This is a genomic window from Aeromonas veronii bv. veronii (assembly GCF_000820225.1).
Classification (GTDB): Bacteria; Pseudomonadota; Gammaproteobacteria; order Enterobacterales; family Aeromonadaceae; genus Aeromonas; species Aeromonas veronii.
In genome coordinates this window covers 141962-161127 of the sequence record NZ_CDDK01000025.1, presented here as the reverse complement: position 1 = coordinate 161127, position 19166 = coordinate 141962, and the positions used below count along the sequence as shown (strand labels likewise).

The window sequence follows — 19166 nt, the reverse complement described above, 5'->3', positions numbered from 1 at the left end:
AAAAAAAGCCTGCAAATGGTAAGGATATGGGCTCTGTCCGTGAAGGAGTGTCCCATGTCTTTGATCGAAACCTGTCAGCGTATCGTGCGCGATCCCCATCTCTCCGCTGCCCAGAAGAGCCACGCGCTGGCGCTGGCCGCCGAGAATGCGTTGCCCTACCCCGACCTGCCTGCCGCAGTCGCCGAGGCGATGGAGCAGGGATTTATCTGCGACATGTTCGAAGGGCACGCCCCCTACAAGCCGCGTTATGTGCTGCCGGACTATGAAAAATTTCTGACTCAGGGCTCTGCCTGGCTTGAGCTGGCGGCGCCGCAGGATTTCGACGAGGCGCTCAACGCCCTGCGCATCCTCTATCACCATGTCCCCTCCGTTACCGGCATGCCGGTCTGGCTGGGGCGGCTCGACCACCTGCTGCTGCCCTTCGTCGGCGAACTGGATGACGAGACCCTCTATCACAAGCTGAAGGGGTTCTGGGTCTATCTGGACAGGGTGCTGCCGGACGCCTTCATGCACGTCAACATCGGGCCGGATGACAACCGCATCTGCCGCCTGATCCTGCGTATCGACAACGAGCTCAAGCAGGTGGCGCCGAACCTCACCTTCTTCCACGATCCGGAGCAGACCCCGGACGATCTGCTGCTGCAGGCGGTGAAGAACATCGCCGAGTGCAGCAAGCCGCACATCGCCAACTACCCGATCCACCGCGATACCTTCGACGCTCGTGGTTTTGGTATCGTCAGCTGCTACAACGCCCTGCCGCAGGCGGGTGGCGCCAATACCCTGGTGCGCATCTCCCTCAAGCGGGTCGCCGAGCAGTGTCAGGGGATCGATGATTTCCTCGGTTGCCTGCTGCCCCATTACTGCCGCTTGGCCTCTCAGCTGATCGACGCGCGGGCCGCCTTCCTTCACGATGAGTCCGGTTTCTTCGACAGCTTCCTGGTGAAAGAGGGGCTGCTGGATGAGGATCGCTTTGTCCCCATGTTCGGCATCTACGGCATGGCGGAAGCGGTCAATATCCTGATGGATAAAGAGAATCTGCCGGATCGCTACGGCCATGGCGAGGAGGCGAACCAGCTTGGCTATCGCATCTCGGCCCAGCTCTCGGAATATGTCACTGCGACGCCGCAAACCCATGCTTGGGGTGGTCGCGCGCTGCTGCACTCACAGGGTGGCCTCAGCATCGATGTAGCGGTCACTCCCGGGGTGCGCATCCCCTACGGGCATGAGCCGGATCCGGCAAGCCATGTGCTGGCACTGGCGCCGCACCACACTTATTACCATTCGGGGATCAGCGAGATCCTGACGCTGGATCCCACCATCCGTCAGAACCCGCAGGCACTGCTGCAGCTCTGCAAAGGGGCGCTCGCCATCGGTATGCGCGAGTTCACCGCCAACGTGGCCGACAGCGATCTGGTGCGGGTGACCGGCTACATGATCCGCAAGAGCGACGTGGCCCGCTTTGCAGAAGAAGGCTCGCGGTTGCAGACCACCTGTCTCGGTGCGGAGGCGAGTGAAGTGACCGCCATTCGTCAGCGAGCTCCGCGAGTGGTCGCCCACGAATCGACCATCGGCGAGTATTGAGTTCGCACCGATGGCTGATGTTTTGCCAACACGCAGCGCCCTGGTAAGCAGGGTGCTGCCGTTCTCCTGTGTCGACGGGCCGGGCAACCGGCTGGTGCTGTTTCTGCAGGGTTGCAACTTTCGCTGCCCCGGCTGCCACAACCCGCACACCATAGGGCTGTGCGACGATTGCGGTGACTGCCTTGCGGTCTGCCCGAGCGGCGCCCTCACCTTGAGCGAAGGCAAGGTACAATGGCAGACGGCGCTCTGCACCGACTGCGACGCTTGTCTGGATGTCTGCCCGCGCAGTGCCAACCCCAAGACTGCCACCATGACGGTGGACGATGTGCTGGCCCTGCTGCGCCGCTATGGTCCATTGCTGAGCGGAATTACCGTCTCCGGCGGTGAGGCGACCACCCGGCTTCCTTTCGTGGCGGCTCTGTTTACCGCCATCAAGGCCGCGCCGGATCTGACCCATCTCACTTGCCTGCTCGACAGCAACGGTTCGCTGGCCGAAACCGGCTGGCAGCGGCTGCTGCCGGTGCTCGACGGCGCCATGATCGACCTCAAGGGGTGGCGTGACTCGGTGCATCACACTCTGACCGGCTATGGTCGCGAGCGGGTGCTGGGATCGCTGCAACTGCTGGCACGCCACGGCAAGCTGGCCGAGTTGCGGCTGCTCCATGTGCCGGGCAAGAGCGATTTTCTGGATGCGAATGGTGAGCTGGACGCGGATCTTGCCGCCTTCTTGCAGCAGCTTGGGCCTGTGCCCATTCGCCTCAACGGCTTTCGCCACCACGGGGTGCGGGGGGAGGCGATGCAATGGCCAGAGGCTAGCCAAACCGAGCTGGAACAGCTGGCCAGCCGTTTGCGTGCAGCGGGATTGGGGCTGGTCTCACTGCCTGCCTTGATGGGTTGAGTGGCTGCGTCATCCGGTGACCGTCATGGCGTTAGGTGTGGCATGGAAAGGCCGCAACTGTGATTTCTGTCTATTGGAGGGGGCGAGAACGGCGGCTAGAATAATGGCCATCTTCTTACCCCTCAATGACAGATAATCATGAGTGAAAGCAAGGCGTTATATCGAGTTCAGTTTATTTGCCACAGCGAGCGCTACGAAGTGTATGTGCGCGAAGTCAATCAGGGCCAGCTGTTCGGTTTTATCGAGATTGCCGATTTTGTCTGGGATAACCATACGGCGCTTATCGTCGATCCCAGTCACGAGAAGCTCAAGAGCGAATTTGCCGATGTGCGCCAGACCCTTATTCCCATGCATCAGGTGCTGCGCATCGATCAGGTGAAAAAGCAGGGGGCTGCCCGCATCACGGATCTGGGCAGCAACGTCGCCTCCTTCCCCAGCCCCATCTATACCAAACGTCCCTAATCCCTTATTGCCCTTGATGTTTCGCCGCGGTGAAACATCAATCTCTGCTCGTTGTCGTCCGGCTCAGGGCTCAATCAATTCGCGACCCAGTTGCAGGATCCGCTGGCGGAACCAGTGACGGGCCGAGCCATCACCGGCCGGGCCATACCAGACCAGACTGTGACTCACCTTGCCGTAATCGAACGGTGCCGGACGCATCACCAGATCCGGCTGACTGGCCATGCAGGCCGCCCAGCCACCGATGGCGGTGAGGATCAGATCGGTCTGGGGCAGCAGGGCCGCCGCGCTGGCAAAATCGGGCAGAGTGGCGCCAATCTGGCGACGCACCTGCTGCTGGGCCAGGCTCTGCTCGAAGAAGGGGTTGGCCAGCTCCTGATCCCGGATGGCGATATGGCGCCAGCTCAGGTAGGCATCGAGATCCCAGGGCTTGGCCAGCGCTGGGTGGTCTTTGCGCAGCAGGCAGACCAGTTTTTCTTCCCGCAGGGTCTCCCACACCAGCCCGGGCTGGCGCGGCAACGGCTGGCTCTGGTCATGGGGCAGGATCACGAAGTCGAGTTTGCCCGCTGTCAGCGCCTCCAGCCCCTGCTCATCCTTGTTCCAGATCTCCGGCACCATGCCCGGCACCTCCTGCATCAGCTGACCCAGAATGGGGCCCACCGGCCAGGTCATGACGCTCTCGCGCAATCCCAGCCGCAAGCTGCCCTGCCACTGCTGCGGGTTGAAGGCGTTCTGGCGAGTGAGGCCGTTCAGCTCCCCCAACAACCGGTGCAGGGTGGGAGCCAGTCGCTCGGCCATGGGGGTGAGCAACAGCTGGTTTCCCTGACGGTAGAGCAGTTGATCCCCCAGCAGATCCCGCAGTTGGTTGAGGGTCTTGCTGACGGTGGAAGGGGTGGTGCAGAGCCGCTCGGCGGTGCGGGTGACGCTCTGGTTGTCGAGCAGCAGGTGCAGGGTGACCAGATGGCGACCGCCCAATCTCGAGAGTGCGATCAGATCCATAACGACTCCACAAGCGAATGAAACAGACAAAAAGCCCCGCCAAAGCGGGGCTGATGCGGATTAGCCCTTGAGCACCGCCGCCATGGCGTCAGCTACGTAGTCGACGTTGCGGCTATTGAGGCCCGCCACGCACATGCGGCCGGAGCGTACCAGATAGACGGCGAACTCCTCGCGCAGGCGATCTACCTGCTCCGGGGTGAAGCCGGTGTAGCTGAACATGCCGCGCTGGTTGATGAAGTAGCTGAAATCGCGGCCCGGCACCTTGGCGCTCAGCACCTCGAACAGCTTCTGGCGCATCGCCTTGATGCGGGTGCGCATCTCGGTCACTTCATCGACCCACATGGCGTGCAGCTCGGGCTGGCTCATCACCGCCGCGGTGATCTGGCCACCGTGAGTGGGAGGGCTGGAGTAGTTGCGGCGTACGGTGGCCTTCATCTGGCCCAGCACCCGGCTCGCCTCTTCGGCATCTTTGCAGATGACCGACAGGCCACCGCAGCGCTCGCCGTAGAAGGAGAGGTTCTTGGAAAACGAGTTGCTGACAAAGAAGCTGACACCGGCGGCCACCATGGCGCGGATGGCGTAGGCGTCCTCTTCCAGTCCATCACCGAAGCCCTGATAGGCGATGTCCATAAAGGGGATCAGGTTCTTCTCGACCACCAGCGCGATCACCCGATCCCACTGGGCACAGGAGAGATCCACCCCGGTCGGGTTGTGGCAGCAGGGGTGCAGCAGCACGATGCTCTTGGCCGGCAGGCTGCTCAGGCAGTCGATCATCGCATCAAACTGCACGCCGCCAGTGGCAGCATCGTAGTAGGGGTAGTCATGCACCTTGATGCCGGCCCCCTCGAACATCGCCTTGTGGTTGTCCCAAGTGGGATTGCTGACCCACACCTCGGAGGTCGGGAAGTAGCGCTTGAGCAGATCTGCGCCGATCTTCAGGGCGCCCGAGCCGCCGATGGTCTGGATGGTGGCGATACGTCCCGCCTTGACCGCTTCATGGTCGGCACCGAACAGCAGGTGCTGCACCGCAGTGCGGTAGTTGGCGGCGCCTTCCATCGGCTGGTAGGGGCGCGGGGCCGGGGCGGCGGCGCGCTGGGCTTCGGCCTGCTGCACCGACGGCAACAGCGGAATGCGGCCCTGCTCGTCGTAATAGAGGCCGATCCCCAGGTTCACCTTCTGCTCGCGGGTGTCTTTGTGGAAGGTCTCGACCAAAGTCAGGATGGGGTCGCCAGCATAGGCATCGACGTGTTCAAACATGGGGGATCCTTGAAATTGACTGTCCAGTAAAACCGGCGGTCAGCCGGGCTGGACATCATGGCGCAAAGCTGGCGGTGGCTCAAGCCCGACGCTGGTCGAGCCTGAAGGGATGTCGCCGCGATCCTGCTTACTTCAAATAGGATCGCAGGACGCTGACCACCTGATCCAGATCCTCCAGCCGCTCGGCCGGGGTGGCATCGGCGGCGCCGAGATGCTCGCGCATATGTCCCTCCAGCACCTCCAGCATCAGGCCGTTGACGGCTCCGCGGATGGCGGCGATCTGCTGCAAAATGGCGGCGCAGTCGCTCTCCTGCTCCAGCGCGCTCTCCAGCGCACCGGCCTGTCCCTTGATGCGGCGCACCCGTGCCAGCAGCTTTTTTTTGTCGTGAATGGTGTGGGACATGACGGATCCTCTCGATCAATAAAACTATACTGGGGTATAGTATATTGCATCATCGCTCTCAGGAGAAATCCATGTCATCCCTCGCTCAATCACACTGTCATCAACCCGTCATCCACGAGGGCAATCCGCTGGCCGAACAGAAGACCCGCTGGGCCGTATTGTTGACCGTCATCATGATGATGGCGGAGATTGGCGGCGGCTGGTTCTACAACTCCATGGCGCTGTTGGCGGATGGCTGGCACATGAGCTCCCACGCACTGGCGCTCGGTCTCTCTGTGCTGGCCTACCGCGCCGCCCGCCATTTCGCCAGCGACCACAGATTCAGCTTCGGCACCTGGAAGATCGAGGTGCTGGGTGGCTTCACCAGCGCCCTGTTGCTGGTAGGAGTGGCCGGGTTGATGCTGTTCGAGTCGGTGTTCCGGCTGCTCGATCCCAGCCCGATCCACTATCAACAGGCGATCGCCATCGCGCTGGTGGGGCTGCTGGTGAATCTCGCCTGTGCCTGGCTGCTCAAGGATGATCACGGCCACCATCACCATGGGCATGACCACCATCATGAGCATCACGGCCACGACCATCATCATGACCATGACGATCACCACGGCCATCAGGATCTCAACCTGCGCGCCGCCTATATCCACGTGCTGGCGGATGCGGCCACTTCCGTGCTGGCGATTCTGGCGCTGACTGGGGGTATGTTGTGGGGGGCCGACTGGCTGGATCCGCTGATGGGCATAGTGGGTGCAGGGCTGGTTGCTGTATGGGCTTGGGGCCTGTTGCGCGACTCCGGTCGGGTGCTGCTGGATGCCGAGATGGATACCCCGCTGGTGGCGGAGATCCGCGAGGTCATTGCCGAACTGCCGGGCACTGATATTCGCGATCTGCATGTCTGGCGGGTAGGGCAGCAGCAGTATGCCTGCGTGCTCTCTTTGCTGATGGTCAATCCGCTACCGGCGCAGCAGATCCGCGAACGGTTGGCGATCCATGAAGAGCTGGTGCATGTGACCATCGAAATCGCCAGCGAACAGGATAAATAACGGGGGCCCTTGGCCCCCTTGGTTTCAGTGCCGTTGGCACTCTGATGTCAGTGCGGCTGCCCGGTGATTTCATCCTGGGGCTTGTGTTGCCACACAGCGCCGAGCAGCAGCTTGAGCAGTAGTCCGGGCGGGTTGTCCAGCAGCTTGCCGGACTCCAGCAGCAGCTGACCATCTGCGCGAAACCCGAGGCTGGCATCTATGGTGCCATCCTCCGAGACCACCTGGATCAGGCCATTGAGGGCGGATCGCTCACCGGGCTGACAGCGCAGCCGCAGTTCGCGGGGTTCCCCCAGCAGGGTGAAGGCGCGGCTCAGCGGGGGCGAGTCTTCATAATCGGGCCAGTTGAAGAAGTGATACTGCTCGGCCAGGGTGCCAGCCTGCTGGCAAAACTGGTCGAACAGCTGCCCGATCGCCTGATACTCCTGATCGAGTCGTCTTGCCTGTTCTTCAATCCGTTTCATTGTTTACTCCTTGTCTATCCACTTGATCAGACATTGCTTTTCTGACCCCGTGACTGCCGTTTTCCAGATATGAGGCCAAATGGCCGCGAGGTCTGTGAGCCGGATCGAAATTTCAGTCTGAAAACGTTATCTTGTTGAAACTGGATGGTTTTTTTGCCTTTCCGCTCACATTTGAATCGATTTCCGCTGATTAATATGGCACCGCCTGGCAATGACCGGGTGCTCGACTATCGAGACTAACTACAGCGGGAATTATAAAAATATGGATATGAAAAAGACCAAAGTGGCGCTGGTAACAGCCTCACTGCTCGCGCTTTTGTCTGGCTGTAATGACAACAGCTCTGATGCCTCCGGTGTGAACCCCGTCCCCCCTACACCGCCTACACCTGAAGTCACCGATGGGCCTGTCGCTCGTCTGCCCAAGATGGATCCCCCGAAAGAGTTGCTGGTTGCCGGCGAAAATCAGGTGGTCATTGCGCTGGTGGATACCCAGTCGGCAGCCAAAGGGGCCAAGGCACCGTTTGACAGCCACAGCCTGCACCTTTGGAACAACGATGCCTGTAACGCTACCTCTGATAGCGGCCTGAATACCGGGTGGGATGACAAGAGCAAGACTCCTGCCACTGCCGACAGCTTTGGTCCGGCCTGGGTCGTGCCGCTCAAAAATGTGGAAGGGTGCATCAACTTTATCGCTCGCAACGGCGATCTGGCCAACCTGACCGGCAGCGATATGAAGGTGAGCTTCAGTGAGCATCCGGATCGCACCGTGGCTATCGTCGCGGGCAAGAAAGATCTGTTTGGCAGCCGTGCCGAAGCCTTTACCGCCGCCTTTGGCGTGGCGGGGGCCAGCGCTCATCTTATCGATGGCAATACCCTGATTTGGCAAGGGGGCAAGGACAAGCCCCACGTTCGCCTCTATTACACCGACTCGGGCACCATCAAGGCTAATGCCGATGGGGTGTTCGATTTCCCCTATATCAGCCTGACCGCGACCAGCCTCACTGCCGAGCAGCAGGCCAAATATCCGCATCTCAAGGATGCCGCCGCCTTTGCCCTGCCTGCCGGTAAAGATCTCAAGCCCCTGCTCAAGGGGGAACTGGTGGCTATCGGCACCGATGCCGACGGTATCCTGCAAGGAGCGACCCTAGTGCAGAGCGCCGACGCCCTCGATGCGCTCTATGCCCCAGAGGCGACCAAGCTGAGCTATGGCGCCGTGGTAGAGGGCAACCGGGTGACCTTCCGCCTCTGGGCGCCGACCGCCAAGTCGGTCAAGCTGGCCCTCTACAACGCCAGCCACCAGAAGAGTGGTGAAGTGGCGATGACCTTCGACAGCGCCAGCGGCAGCTGGAGCTACGAGGGGAGCAGCGAGCTGATCGGTCAGTTCTACCGCTACGACATGGAGGTTTACCATCCGCTGAGCCGCAAGGTTGAGCACTATGAGGTGACCGATCCCTACTCCTTGAGCCTGGCGATGAACTCCGAGTTCAGTCAGGTAGTGGATCTCGACGATCCGGCCCTGAAACCGGAAGGATGGGACAGTCTCAAGGCGCCCCACAGCCAGCAGAACCCCGCCGATATCACCATCTATGAGGCCCATGTTCGCGACCTGACCGGGAACGATGCCTCCACCGATGAAGAGAAGCGCGGCAAATTTGTCGGTCTGACCCAGCCCGACTCTGTACCGGTCAACCATCTGAAAGCGCTGGCAAAAAGCGGCGTCAGCCACCTGCACCTGCTGCCGGTGTTCGATATCGCCACCGTCAACGAGGATCCGGCCAAGGTGGCCAATCTCGGCGATGACTTCAGCAAGCTCTGTCAGGTCAATCCGGATGTGAAAACCTCGAAGTTTGGCAGCTACTGCGGTGGCGGTCAGACCGTGGGGGATGTGCTGGCCGACCTGCAAGGGGGCGACAGCAAGGATAATCCGCAGGTGCAGGAGCTTTCCGGTTACCTGCGCGGCGTCGACTCCTTCAACTGGGGTTATGATCCCTACCACTACACCACGCCGGAAGGCTCCTACGCCACCAACGCCGAGGGCACCAAACGTATTCTGGAGTTCCGAGAGATGGTCAAGGCCATCAAGCAGAACATCGGCATGAACGTGGTGATGGACGTGGTCTACAACCACACCAACGAATCCGGGCTCGGCCCCAAGTCGGTGCTCGACAAGATAGTGCCCTGGTACTATCAGCGCCTCAATCCGGAGACCGGCTCGGTGGAGAACTCCACCTGCTGCTCCAACACGGCGCCGGAACATGCCATGTTCGCCAAACTGATGGATGACTCCTTGGTCACCTGGGCGCGCGACTACAAGATCGACGCCTTCCGCTTCGACCTGATGGGCCACCATCCGAAAGATCAGATGGTGCAGGCGCTGGCCGCGGTGAAGAAGGTCAATCCCGAGATGTACTTCTACGGCGAGGGGTGGAACTTCGGCGAAGTGCAGGATGACAAGCGTTTCGTGCAGGCGACCCAGAAGCATCTGGGCGGTACCGGTATCGGCTCCTTCTCGGACCGCTTGCGCGATGCGGTGCGCGGCGGCAGTCCGTTCGACGGCGGCGATACCATTCGCAAGACCCAGGGCTTTGGCAACGGTGCTTTCGTCGATCCTAACGAAATGAGCAAGGTGGATCTGGCTACGGCCTTGCACCAGTCCGATCTGGTGCGGCTCGGCATGGCGGGCAACCTCAAGGAGTTCGTGCTGACCGACAAGGATGGCATGCCAAAGAAAGGCGCCGAGATCGACTACAACGGTCAGAGCGCCGGTTATGCCCAGGATCCGGTGGAAGTGCAGAACTATGTCGACAAGCACGACAACCAGACTCTGTTCGACAACCTGATCTACAAGGCGCCTGCCGGAGCCGATCTGGTGCGGATGCAGGGGGTCTCGCTGGCGACTGCCATGCTGGGTCAGGGCATTCCCTTCACCCACGCCGGTGTCGAGCTGCTGCGTTCCAAATCCATGGAGCGGGACAGCTATGACTCGGGCGACTGGTACAACAAGGTCGACTACACCCTGGGCGACAACAACTTCGACAAGGGGTTGCCGCGCAAGGACAAGGATGGCGACAACTATCCGCTGATCGAGCAGGTGCTTGGCAAGCATGCCAAGCCGGGCTCGGCCGAGATGGCGCAGATGGTGAGCTTCTATCAGGAGTTGGCGGAGCTGCGCAACTCTTCCCGTCTGCTGCGTCTGGGCAGCGGTGCCGAGGTGATCAAGCGGGTCGACTTCCGCAATACCGGCCCGGATCAGGTGCCCGGCCTTATCGTCATGACGGTGGATGATGGCGTCAGTGCCGGGACGGATCTGGATCCGGCCATCGACGGTCTGGTGGTGATGATCAACGCCAGCAACCAGAGCCAGAGCATCGGCGACTTCCGTGACGGCAACGATCAGCCCATCGATCTGAGCGGTATGGTGCTTAGCAGCAAGCATCGCGCAGTCGACAGCATCGCCAGCGGCGCCGCCTATGATAATGGCCAGCTGACGCTGGGGGCCTGGTCTGCCGCCGTGTTCGTCAAGCCGCAGAATGGCGCCCAGGGCGCGGGCCTGCCGGTCAGCAAGAAGACCGACCTGAGCACCCTGCCACCGTTTGGCAACACCGATGTTTATCTGAAGGGGTTCCTCAATGAGTGGGGCAACACCAACCAGATGACCTTCAGCGGCAACTTTATGTACGAGTTCACTACCGAGGTGAGCACCGACAAGCTGGGTACCACCAACGTCAAGATCGCTGACGCCAGTTGGGGGCCGGTCAACTACGGCAGCTGCAACGCTGGTGACAAGCTGGTGGTTGGCACTCCGCTGACCCTTTGCAAGGGGGGAGAAACCGGCAATATCGGTGTCGATCTGGCCAAGGCAGGCAGCTACAAGTTTGTCTTTACCGCCATGAACAAGGACAAACCGACCCTGAGCGTCAGCTTCACCGAGCCGGTGCAGAGCTGCAAGGTGCTGGATACGGTGGCGGGCAATCCGCTCGGCTACAACCTGTTCGTCAAGGGTGAGCTCTCCGGCTGGGGAGCCCAACCTCAGTACCAGCTGAGCTACAAGGGGATGGACGGCGATCTCGCCATCTATCAGGCGGCGTTCAACTACGCCGGCAGCACCGAGTTCAAGGTGGCCAACGAGGACTGGAGCAAGGAGTACCTGCTCAACGGTGGCGGCGCGGTGAACGCTGAAACCGGCTATTCGTTCGCCTTCTCCAAGGGGGGCAGTGCCAATAACAGCATCACCCTGCCGCAGGGGCTGTGGAGTGTGCTGGTGAAGGTTGACCCGGCTGGCGTCAAAGCGGGTACTGCCGTCATTCAGGAGTGCAGCGTCAAGTAAGCAAGCCATTGAGTCTGGGGGATGGCTCGGCGTCCCCGGGTTGAATTCCACCTCGCCAAGGGTGGGATAACTCCGAGAGAGTAAGCAAAGCGCGACTGCCGACCGGCAGACGCGCTTTTTCTTTGCAGGTGTCAGGAGGGGAGGCAGAGAAAAGCCGTCCCGGTTGGGGACGGCTTGTGACCAGGATGCTATCGGCTGGCTTAACGCTTGCGCAGCAGCCGCAAGGCGTTGGCGGTCACCAGCGCGGTGGCGCCGGTATCGGCCAGCACCGCAATCCACAGGCCGGTGATGCCGAGCAGGCTGGTGACCAGGAAGATGGCCTTCAGCCCCAGTGCCAGCGCGATATTCTGGTGAATATTGGCCAGTGCCGCCCGCGACAACCGGATCATCGCGGCAATACCGCCGAGCTGGTTGTGGGTCAGCGCCGCATCTGCGGTCTCCAGCGCCACATCGGTGCCGCCTCCCATGGCGATGCCGATACTGGCCCGCTTCATGGCGGGGGCATCGTTGATACCATCGCCGATCATGGCAACCTTCCGAGTGCTGGCCAGCTTGGCGATCTCTTCTACCTTGTTTTCCGGCAGCAGACCGGCACGCCAGCCCATGCCCAGCTCGGTGGCGATCGCCTCGGCGGCACGGGGGTTATCCCCGGTTAACATGATGCTGTTGAGCCCGAGTCGGTTGAGCTCTTGCAGCGCGGCTGCCGCCTCCGGCCGGATCTGATCCCGCAGCGCCAGCAGGGCAACCGGCAACGCCTGAGCATCGCTGCTCTGGCAGAGCACCACAACGGTCTTGCCCTGCCGCTCCAGCGAAGCAATCCGGGTTTGCTGTTCCATATTCAGGGCCGCCACCCGGCTCGGTGCCAGCAGTTGCCACAGTTCACCGTTGACGCGTCCCTCAACCCCCATGCCCGGCAGTGCGCGCAGGTCGCGGGCCTCCGCCAGCGTCAATCCCTGTTCGGTCGCGTTGGCGACCACGGCGCGGGCCAGTGGGTGGTGGGAGCCCTGCTCGATGGCAGCCGCCAGTGCCAGCAGTTCGGTTTCCGGCTGGCCATTAAGGCTGACCAGCTCGGTCAGCTGCGGCTTGCCCAGGGTCAGGGTGCCAGTCTTGTCAAAGGCGACGGTGTCGATATGGGCCAGTCGCTCCAGCGCAGCACCACCCTTGATCAGTGCCCCCTGACGGGTGGCCGCGGCCAGCGCCGAGGTAACCGCTGCCGGGGTGGAGATGACCAGCGCGCAGGGGCAGCCGATGAGCAGCAGCGCCAGCCCGCGATAGATCCACTCGTCCCAGCTCTGGCCGAAGGCAAGGGGCGGCACCAGCACCACCAGCAGGGCGACCAGCATCATGGCCGGGGTGTACCAGCGGCTGAAGCGGTCGATAAAGCGCTCGATGGGCGCGCGCTGGCTTTCGGCCTCCTCGATGAGGTGCAGAATGCGGTCGATGGCGTTGTTGCCGGGCTCGGAGACGACTTCAAGGCGCAGCACTCGATCTGCAGCCAGACTGCCGGCCGGCACCTTGTCACCCTGACGGCGTTCCACCGGAATAGACTCACCGGTCAGGGCGCTCTCGTCAAACGCACCAAGCTCATCGAGCAGGCGGGCATCGGCCGGGAGGCGCGCACCCGGAGCGATTTCGATAATGTTGCCGGGACGTAGCTCATCGGCGCCGACCTCTTCGCGCACCTCGCCCTCGGCAGTGGTACGGATCCGCAGCGCCTTGTCAGGCACCAGCGCCATCAGCGCGGTCACTCCGGCCCGGGCGCGTCCGGCGGCGTAGGCCTCCAGATGTTCACCCAGCATAAAGAGCAGCAGCACCATGGCCGCTTCCGCGGTTTCGCCGAGGAACAGGGCCCCCACGGCAGCGACCGTCATCAGGGTCTCGATGGCGAAGGGAGAGCCGCTTTTGGTCAGCGCCCACGCTTTGCGGGAGATGGGCCACAGCCCCCACAGGGTTGCCAAGGTAAAGAGTGGCTGACCGAGCTCTTTCGGCAGCAGGGCGGCGACCAGCATCAGGCCGGCCAGTGACAGGGGCTGCCAATATTTGCCCAACAAGTTACCGAATAGATTGCCTTGCAGGGGCTGTTGTGAAGCTTGCTTGCGGCCAGCGGCCTGCTTGTCAGCGCTTTCCCCCTTGAGCTGGAAACCTGCGGCCAGCACGGCGGCGGTGACGGGATCGGGGGAGAGGCCGGGTGCCAGATCCACCACCAGCTTCTCGGTGGCAAACAGCACGCGCGCCTGCTGCACGCCGCTCACCCGGCTGACGGCGGTCTCGATCTTGCGGGCGCAGCTGGGGCAATCCATTCCCATCACCTGCCAGCTATGGCGGCTGTTGCCTTGCTCCGGCGCAACCAGCGGGTCGGCAGGGGGCATATCGTGCTCATGCTCATGCTCATGCTTATGATCGTGAGCTGGCGATAAGGGGGCGCTGCAGCACGCTTGATCGTGACAGCTTCCTCGGGGAGGCTCTTCATCCCCGGGGGATTCATTGCCGTCACGGGATGCGTGCTCATGAGGCGTCGGGGTTGAACAGCAACTGACGGGCGTGGTGTTGTCGCAGCAGTGGCTATCGTGGTGATGCTCACTCTGGCCGGGGGCCGCCTTGCTGACGGCCTTGATGGGGGCGGCGTGCTGATGATTGCAGCAGGATTTGCTCATGATGAGTCCCTCTTGATGGATCCCGCCCCTGCGAGATCCCTGATTACCGAGAAGGAGTCTAAACCTTGGTGTTAAGTCCAAGGTCAACCCCTTTATATCCCTTGTCTTCGCGGGTGTTTGTCTGGTCCCGCCGCCCCTATACTGATCACCCGGATTTTTACTACACCAATAAAGGACATAACACATGAGCAACTCAGTCACTCTGCAAGGCAACCCGGTTTCCGTCGCTGGTCACTTCCCGGTCGTCGGTGAGCAAGCCAAGCCCTTCTCCCTGGTGGCCAAGGATCTTTCCGACGTGACCCTGGCAAGCTTTGCCGGTCAGCGCAAAATCCTGAATATTTTCCCGAGCGTCGATACCCCGACCTGCGCGACCTCTGTGCGCAAGTTCAACGAGCAGGCCAGCGCGCTGGAGAACACAGTTGTGCTGTGCATCTCCGCCGATCTGCCGTTCGCCCAGTCCCGCTTCTGCGGCGCCGAAGGTCTGGACAAGGTAGTGACTCTCTCCACCCTGCGCGGTGCGGCCTTCATGGAAGATTACGGCGTTGCCTTCTCTTCCGGCCCGCTGGTCGGTCTGACCGCTCGCGCCATCGTGGTGCTGGATGGTGACAACAAGGTGCTGCACAGCGAGCTGGTCGCCGAAGTGGCCGACGAGCCGAACTACGCTGCGGCGCTGGCCGTGCTGTAAGGCTGCAAGCCATAAAAAATCCCGCTTCGGCGGGATTTTTTATGCGGGAATTGTCCGTTCAGGGCGTAGCGGGCGGGGTGGTCGCCGGTTCAGCCTTGGCGGTTGGGGAGGGTTGCCACTCCACATAGGGGCGGTGGATCTTCTCGTAGATCTCGGCCAGTTTGCCGGTTGCAGCCAGCTGATCGATGGCTTGCCGGAGAAATTCGTCCATCTCATCACCTGCAGCCCCTTTCTGGATGATGAAGACATCCTCGAAATCTCCGAAAAATTCTCGCCTGATATTGGTCAGCCCCAGCTGCTTGAGCATCAGGTCGGCCTCCTCTTGTGCCCAGACAAAGGCGTCGATACGGCCGCGTGAGAGCTTGCGCAGTGACTGCTCGATACTCATCGAGCGCTGCACCGGGAAGGGCATATAGTCGGGAACGGCTTCAATCAGCAGGTCCCGTTTGGTGGGCACTATGCCATAGGCCATATCCGTGGTGACCGGATAGGCGGTATTGCTGTAAATCACATGGGCAACCTTGCCAAAACTGCGGGTGCTGAAGCGATAAGCCAGCATATCGATATCCTTGAGGTTGCGGATGGCGGGCAGCCCCAGGTCAGCCTTGCCGGAGATCACCCCAGCCATGGCACGGGCGATGGGGTAGATGGTGATCTTGATGGTCACATCGGGGTAGAGGTCATCGATGGCGTGTACCAGGTCGACAAAGGGGCCTGTCTTGTCGGCATTGATCAGCCCCGGCAGCTCGCCAAGGTGGGCATTGAGGATGCGCACCGGTTTAGGCGGCTCGGGGGCGGCGTCGTTCTCCGGAGTCTGCGACAGGCCGAGAGTCGCGCTGCCGAGCAGGGTGACCACGAGCAGCAGAAGGGGGATGTGTCTGGTCATGGCGTGTCTCTCTTGGTGATGGGTCAGCTAAAGTGTAGTCAGCCGGTCGCCAGCCCCCCTCGGTCAGGCCATCATGGATAGGGTTTTACTTCTCGGCCCCCGCTCACTAGACTTCGCCTCCCACTTCTTTGTTGACGTAGCGCCATGACCTTTAGCGAACTTGCCCTTCATCCCGACTTGCTTGCCTCTTTGCCCGTCACCTTGCAGACGCCGACCCGCATCCAGCAGCTTGCCATTCCGGCTGCACTGGCGGGGCAAGATCTGCTGGCACTGGCCCAGACCGGTAGCGGCAAGACGCTGGCGTTTGGCTTGCCGCTGCTGCAACGGCTGGATCCCGCCTCCAGTCAGGTGCAGGGTCTGGTGCTGGTGCCGACCCGCGAGCTGGCGATTCAGGTCACTGCCGCGCTAAAAGAGGGTGCCGAGGCGCTGGGGCTGCGCATCGTGACGTTGTGTGGGGGCGTAGCGCAGGAACGGCAACAGGCCGAGCTGGCGCTGGGGCCACAGCTGCTGGTGGCCACGCCGGGGCGGTTGCGGGATCTGCTGACCCAACAGGTGCTGGGGCTGGATGGTTTGCAACTCTTGGTGCTGGATGAGGCGGATCGCCTGCTGGAGATGGGCTTTGCTCCCGACATCAAGGCGCTGCTCGGCTTTATTCCGGCGGATCGCCAGACCCTGCTCTTCTCCGCCACCTTGCCTGCCGAGCTGGAGACGCTGGCCAACGGCTTGCTGCGCGAGCCAACCCGTATCGAGGCCAACCCCCTTAACAGCGTGGTAAACGAGATCGAAGAGCGGCTCTATCTGGTCAACAAGAGCAGCAAGGTCCCGGCGCTCATCAGCCTGCTCAAGGAGCAGGCGTGGCCGCAGGTGCTGGTCTTTATCAGTGCGCGGGATGATGCCGACGGGGTTGCCAGAAAGCTGGCCAAGGCGGGCATTGCGGTGGCCGCCCTTCATGGCGAGAAGGAGCAGGCGGTGCGCGAGCAGGCGCTCGGCGATTTCAAAGAGGGCAAAATTCGGGTGCTGGTGGCCACCGACCTGATGGCGCGCGGCATCCATGTGGAGGCGCTGCCGGTGGTGATCAATTTGGACTTGCCCGCCAGCGCCCCCGTCTATGTACACCGCATCGGTCGTACCGCCCGGGCTGGCCGCGAGGGGCTGGCCATCTCGCTGGTCTGTCATGGCGAGAGTGACATGCTGCAAGCCATTCGCACCCTGACCGGCCGCGAGCTACCGTTGGGCGATCTGGCTGGATTCCCGGTTACCGACCAGCCTGCCAGCGGGGAGGGCAAGCGCCCCCCGCGTGACAAGCAGGCCAATCGCCGTACTCAGGCCAAGCGCAGCGTCAAGCAGTTCAAGGGCAAGCGCTGACCTCAGGGTGTGCCTTGCTCCCGCGCGAAAAAGTCACGACGCCACTGGCTCAACACCTCCTCCTTGTGTTGTTGCCACAGGGCAGGATCCATCTGCTGTTGGCTGGCCGCCAGTTGCTGCTCCAGCTCGGCCAGCTCTCGCTGGTAGCGACTGCGTTGATCGAGCTGTTGCTGGCGCGCCCCGGCAAACGCCAGCGTGGCTTCGGCCTTCTCTGCGGGCAGGAAGTGATGGGCCAGGGTGGCCAGCTCCTCATCTCCCCAAAGCTGACGAGCTTGCTGCAGGCGGGCATCCGGGTTGAACAGATCCACCGCCAGATCCGGATGATCCGCCGCCCACCGATCCTGCAAGCGGGTGAGGGTGTCCAGCCGCTCGGCCAGCGGCAACTGCTCGCTCTCCTGCGCCAACTGATCCAGCGCCAGGGCATAGCGTCCCTGTAGCCGGATCAGACTCTCACCCTCGCTAAGCCACCCGGCCTCTGTTGCTTCCAGATTGCTCACACGCTGCGCCAGCGGCAACTCGCTGTCGCTGATCTCGCTGGCAAGCTGGTTGATCAGTTCATCCGGCATCGCCTGCCAGCTGCTGGGCACTTCTTTGCTTTTGCCATCCATCCCCTCGGCGTTTGGCATTCGGGGAGGCGGGCTCCCCGGTTCTGCTGGCAACTGCACATCGGCCGGAGAAGGCGCCTCCGACCGTTCTGGCGATATTGAAGACGGCTCTTCCTGCCAGCCCAGATTCACCAGTAAAAGGGTCAGGATAGCCAGCGCCAGTATCCCGTAACGGCGAGTCATCGGCTGATCTCTCCCTTGACCGGGAAGTGGTCTGAGAGGTTGCTGGCGGGCCAGAGGCTGCCATCGCTGCTGCGCGGGATCCAGACCGTGTTGAGGTTGTGGCTGGCGTTGCCGTACTCCCGACTCACTACCAGATAGTCCAGATACTCGACGTTGGCGCCACCGGAGAGTGGGCCACCGGCATAGGGGTTGATCCTGGGATCGAAGGTGGCTTCGGTATAGCCGCCATAGGCGGGTTCATGGGCGTTCAGATTGGCCAGCATATTAGCGTAGTCATCGGCAAACTTGCGTTTGTTGACGTTGAAGTCACCGCCGTAGATGACGGTGTCCGTGGCAGGGATCTTGAGGCTGGCTGCCAGAGAGCGGATCTGACCGAACTGGATCTGGCGCAGCTTGCGGGCCTCGTCGGTGTCGAAGCTGGCGGTGTGGGTGGCGAACAGGTGCCACGCCTTGCCCCCTTTGATCACCTCGGCGTACATCACCCCCTTGTCGGCGAAGCAGTCGGTGCCGGTGCATTGGGGATAGACCAGTTGGGCCTCCCGCACTATGGGATAGCGGCTGACGATCACCACGCCGCCGTCGTGGACGTTGATCCCGGGCTTGTCGAGTACCTTGGTCTGGTAGGGGTACTCTTTCGCCAGCGCCTGTAAAAAACCCTCGCGGCGGCCATCGAATACCTCTTGCAGCAGCAGGGCGTCATAACCCTTGAGATAATCAGGCAGCAAGGTCAACCGCTCGCCGATGCTGGAGGCGATCACCGGCAGCGCCCAGACGTTGTAGCTGGCTACTTTCAACCGGTTTTCTGCGGGGTCGGGCTGCTCCAAGGATTTGGCGGGGGTCAGCATATAGTGCAGATCGTCGTAGCGGCCGGTGAACTTGGCGGCAAAGGCCAGCTCTTGTGGCCCGGCAACGCGATGGATCGCTCGATCGTTTTGCCAACCGGATGCGCCGGTCGGCGTCTCGCCACCGTGCTGCAAGGTGGTGTTCCACCAGGTTCCCTCCATCAGCTGATTGAGCCGATAGACGTCGCCACCCGCTGTGGTCACGCGGGTTTCGAACAGATAGCTCTTGCCCGCTTTTACCCCCTCATAGCGATTGAAGCTGAGTACCATGGCGCTCTCCCACGGGCCCAGCTCGGTGCGGTGCTGGCTCCACTGACTGCCGGGTTGCAGCTGGCCGCTGCCGCTTTGGCGGATGTCGATCTGGAGCGGTTCAGGACTGTTGTTGGTGAGGTAGACATCGGTATCGGCCAGTGCCAGTTGCGGGAACTGGCTGACCAGCAGCAGGGCGGCATAACTGAGGGTTTTCTGCATCACAGGATCCTTTTGGTTGCAGGGCAATGGAAAGTGACTGTTATGGCGAATGC

General features: G+C 61.8%; 15 protein-coding genes. 7 read left to right on the top strand and 8 right to left on the bottom strand.

Translation table 11 applies throughout. The annotated features are described in order from the left end of the window. Nucleotides 1–54 precede the first annotated feature (54 nt). The 3 genes from BN1139_RS11055 to BN1139_RS11045 all read left to right on the top strand — a co-directional run bounded on the left by BN1139_RS11055 (nucleotide 55) and on the right by BN1139_RS11045 (nucleotide 2941). Nucleotides 55–1581, top strand: a complete 1527-nt coding sequence (locus tag BN1139_RS11055) for a YjjI family glycine radical enzyme (RefSeq protein ID WP_005348823.1) — start codon at nucleotides 55–57, stop codon at nucleotides 1579–1581. Nucleotides 1582–1591: 10 nt separating this feature from the next. Further along, nucleotides 1592–2479: a YjjW family glycine radical enzyme activase gene (locus BN1139_RS11050; protein ID WP_005348824.1), complete on the top strand. Its 888-nt coding sequence runs from the start codon at nucleotides 1592–1594 to the stop codon at nucleotides 2477–2479. 138 nt (nucleotides 2480–2617) lie between these two features. Further along, complete coding sequence (locus BN1139_RS11045) at nucleotides 2618–2941, top strand: DUF1820 family protein (RefSeq protein WP_005340296.1); 324 nt, start codon at nucleotides 2618–2620, stop codon at nucleotides 2939–2941. 63 nt (nucleotides 2942–3004) lie between these two features. Here the strand turns inward: BN1139_RS11045 and BN1139_RS11040 are convergent, their stop codons facing one another. The 3 genes from BN1139_RS11040 to BN1139_RS11030 all read right to left on the bottom strand — a co-directional run bounded on the left by BN1139_RS11040 (nucleotide 3005) and on the right by BN1139_RS11030 (nucleotide 5597). Beyond that, nucleotides 3005–3937 (bottom strand): LysR family transcriptional regulator, encoded by a 933-nt coding sequence (locus tag BN1139_RS11040; RefSeq protein ID WP_005348827.1) that lies wholly within the window; start codon nucleotides 3935–3937, stop codon nucleotides 3005–3007. 60 nt (nucleotides 3938–3997) lie between these two features. Then, nucleotides 3998–5194: an amino acid aminotransferase gene (locus BN1139_RS11035; protein WP_005348829.1), complete on the bottom strand. Its 1197-nt coding sequence runs from the start codon at nucleotides 5192–5194 to the stop codon at nucleotides 3998–4000. 127 nt (nucleotides 5195–5321) lie between these two features. Then, nucleotides 5322–5597, bottom strand: a complete 276-nt coding sequence (locus tag BN1139_RS11030; RefSeq protein WP_005348831.1) for a metal/formaldehyde-sensitive transcriptional repressor — start codon at nucleotides 5595–5597, stop codon at nucleotides 5322–5324. 71 nt (nucleotides 5598–5668) lie between these two features. On the opposite strand from BN1139_RS11030, the gene dmeF reads away from it, so the two are divergent. Further along, the gene (gene dmeF, locus BN1139_RS11025) at nucleotides 5669–6634 is read left to right on the top strand and encodes a CDF family Co(II)/Ni(II) efflux transporter DmeF (protein ID WP_005348833.1); all 966 of its coding nucleotides are present in this window, start codon (nucleotides 5669–5671) and stop codon (nucleotides 6632–6634) included. Between the two features lie 47 nt (nucleotides 6635–6681). On the opposite strand, the gene BN1139_RS11020 is transcribed toward dmeF, so the two are convergent. Then, nucleotides 6682–7095 carry a hypothetical protein gene (locus BN1139_RS11020; protein WP_005348835.1) on the bottom strand — a complete coding sequence of 138 codons (414 nt, stop codon included), beginning with the start codon at nucleotides 7093–7095 and terminating at the stop codon, nucleotides 6682–6684. A 262-nt stretch (nucleotides 7096–7357) separates the two neighbouring features. Between BN1139_RS11020 and pulA the strand changes: the two genes are divergently transcribed. Continuing rightward, the gene (gene pulA, locus BN1139_RS11015; protein ID WP_013724136.1) at nucleotides 7358–11422 is read left to right on the top strand and encodes a pullulanase-type alpha-1,6-glucosidase; all 4065 of its coding nucleotides are present in this window, start codon (nucleotides 7358–7360) and stop codon (nucleotides 11420–11422) included. Between the two features lie 200 nt (nucleotides 11423–11622). Here the strand turns inward: pulA and BN1139_RS11010 are convergent, their stop codons facing one another. Continuing rightward, nucleotides 11623–14076 carry a zinc/cadmium/mercury/lead-transporting ATPase gene (locus tag BN1139_RS11010; RefSeq protein ID WP_005348839.1) on the bottom strand — a complete coding sequence of 818 codons (2454 nt, stop codon included), beginning with the start codon at nucleotides 14074–14076 and terminating at the stop codon, nucleotides 11623–11625. Nucleotides 14077–14260: 184 nt separating this feature from the next. Between BN1139_RS11010 and tpx the strand changes: the two genes are divergently transcribed. Further along, on the top strand, nucleotides 14261–14761 hold the full coding sequence (tpx, locus tag BN1139_RS11005; protein WP_005348842.1) for a thiol peroxidase: 501 nt from the start codon (nucleotides 14261–14263) through the stop codon (nucleotides 14759–14761). A 58-nt stretch (nucleotides 14762–14819) separates the two neighbouring features. Here the strand turns inward: tpx and BN1139_RS11000 are convergent, their stop codons facing one another. Then, on the bottom strand, nucleotides 14820–15647 hold the full coding sequence (locus BN1139_RS11000; RefSeq protein ID WP_005348844.1) for a type 2 periplasmic-binding domain-containing protein: 828 nt from the start codon (nucleotides 15645–15647) through the stop codon (nucleotides 14820–14822). A 144-nt stretch (nucleotides 15648–15791) separates the two neighbouring features. Between BN1139_RS11000 and BN1139_RS10995 the strand changes: the two genes are divergently transcribed. After that, nucleotides 15792–17012 carry a DEAD/DEAH box helicase gene (locus tag BN1139_RS10995; protein ID WP_005348850.1) on the top strand — a complete coding sequence of 407 codons (1221 nt, stop codon included), beginning with the start codon at nucleotides 15792–15794 and terminating at the stop codon, nucleotides 17010–17012. A gap of 2 nt (nucleotides 17013–17014) precedes the next feature. On the opposite strand, the gene BN1139_RS10990 is transcribed toward BN1139_RS10995, so the two are convergent. Together BN1139_RS10990 and BN1139_RS10985 are read right to left on the bottom strand one after the other, a co-directional pair. Next, on the bottom strand, nucleotides 17015–17800 hold the full coding sequence (locus tag BN1139_RS10990; protein WP_005348852.1) for a hypothetical protein: 786 nt from the start codon (nucleotides 17798–17800) through the stop codon (nucleotides 17015–17017). Continuing rightward, nucleotides 17797–19113, bottom strand: a complete 1317-nt coding sequence (locus tag BN1139_RS10985; protein ID WP_005348854.1) for a sphingomyelin phosphodiesterase — start codon at nucleotides 19111–19113, stop codon at nucleotides 17797–17799. Before BN1139_RS10985 ends, BN1139_RS10990 begins: the two co-directional genes overlap by 4 nt. Nucleotides 19114–19166 lie beyond the last annotated feature (53 nt).

What these genes read in the sequence shown, in the direction of transcription:
- BN1139_RS11055 (WP_005348823.1), top strand. Translation starts at nt 55, where the DNA reads ATGTCTTTGATCGAAACCTGTCAGCGTATCGTGCGCGATCCCCATCTC.
- BN1139_RS11050 (WP_005348824.1), top strand. Translation starts at nt 1,592, where the DNA reads ATGGCTGATGTTTTGCCAACACGCAGCGCCCTGGTAAGCAGGGTGCTG.
- BN1139_RS11045 (WP_005340296.1), top strand. Translation starts at nt 2,618, where the DNA reads ATGAGTGAAAGCAAGGCGTTATATCGAGTTCAGTTTATTTGCCACAGC.
- BN1139_RS11040 (WP_005348827.1), bottom strand. Translation starts at nt 3,937, where the DNA reads ATGGATCTGATCGCACTCTCGAGATTGGGCGGTCGCCATCTGGTCACC.
- BN1139_RS11035 (WP_005348829.1), bottom strand. Translation starts at nt 5,194, where the DNA reads ATGTTTGAACACGTCGATGCCTATGCTGGCGACCCCATCCTGACTTTG.
- BN1139_RS11030 (WP_005348831.1), bottom strand. Translation starts at nt 5,597, where the DNA reads ATGTCCCACACCATTCACGACAAAAAAAAGCTGCTGGCACGGGTGCGC.
- dmeF (WP_005348833.1), top strand. Translation starts at nt 5,669, where the DNA reads ATGTCATCCCTCGCTCAATCACACTGTCATCAACCCGTCATCCACGAG.
- BN1139_RS11020 (WP_005348835.1), bottom strand. Translation starts at nt 7,095, where the DNA reads ATGAAACGGATTGAAGAACAGGCAAGACGACTCGATCAGGAGTATCAG.
- pulA (WP_013724136.1), top strand. Translation starts at nt 7,358, where the DNA reads ATGGATATGAAAAAGACCAAAGTGGCGCTGGTAACAGCCTCACTGCTC.
- BN1139_RS11010 (WP_005348839.1), bottom strand. Translation starts at nt 14,076, where the DNA reads ATGAGCAAATCCTGCTGCAATCATCAGCACGCCGCCCCCATCAAGGCC.
- tpx (WP_005348842.1), top strand. Translation starts at nt 14,261, where the DNA reads ATGAGCAACTCAGTCACTCTGCAAGGCAACCCGGTTTCCGTCGCTGGT.
- BN1139_RS11000 (WP_005348844.1), bottom strand. Translation starts at nt 15,647, where the DNA reads ATGACCAGACACATCCCCCTTCTGCTGCTCGTGGTCACCCTGCTCGGC.
- BN1139_RS10995 (WP_005348850.1), top strand. Translation starts at nt 15,792, where the DNA reads ATGACCTTTAGCGAACTTGCCCTTCATCCCGACTTGCTTGCCTCTTTG.
- BN1139_RS10990 (WP_005348852.1), bottom strand. Translation starts at nt 17,800, where the DNA reads ATGACTCGCCGTTACGGGATACTGGCGCTGGCTATCCTGACCCTTTTA.
- BN1139_RS10985 (WP_005348854.1), bottom strand. Translation starts at nt 19,113, where the DNA reads ATGCAGAAAACCCTCAGTTATGCCGCCCTGCTGCTGGTCAGCCAGTTC.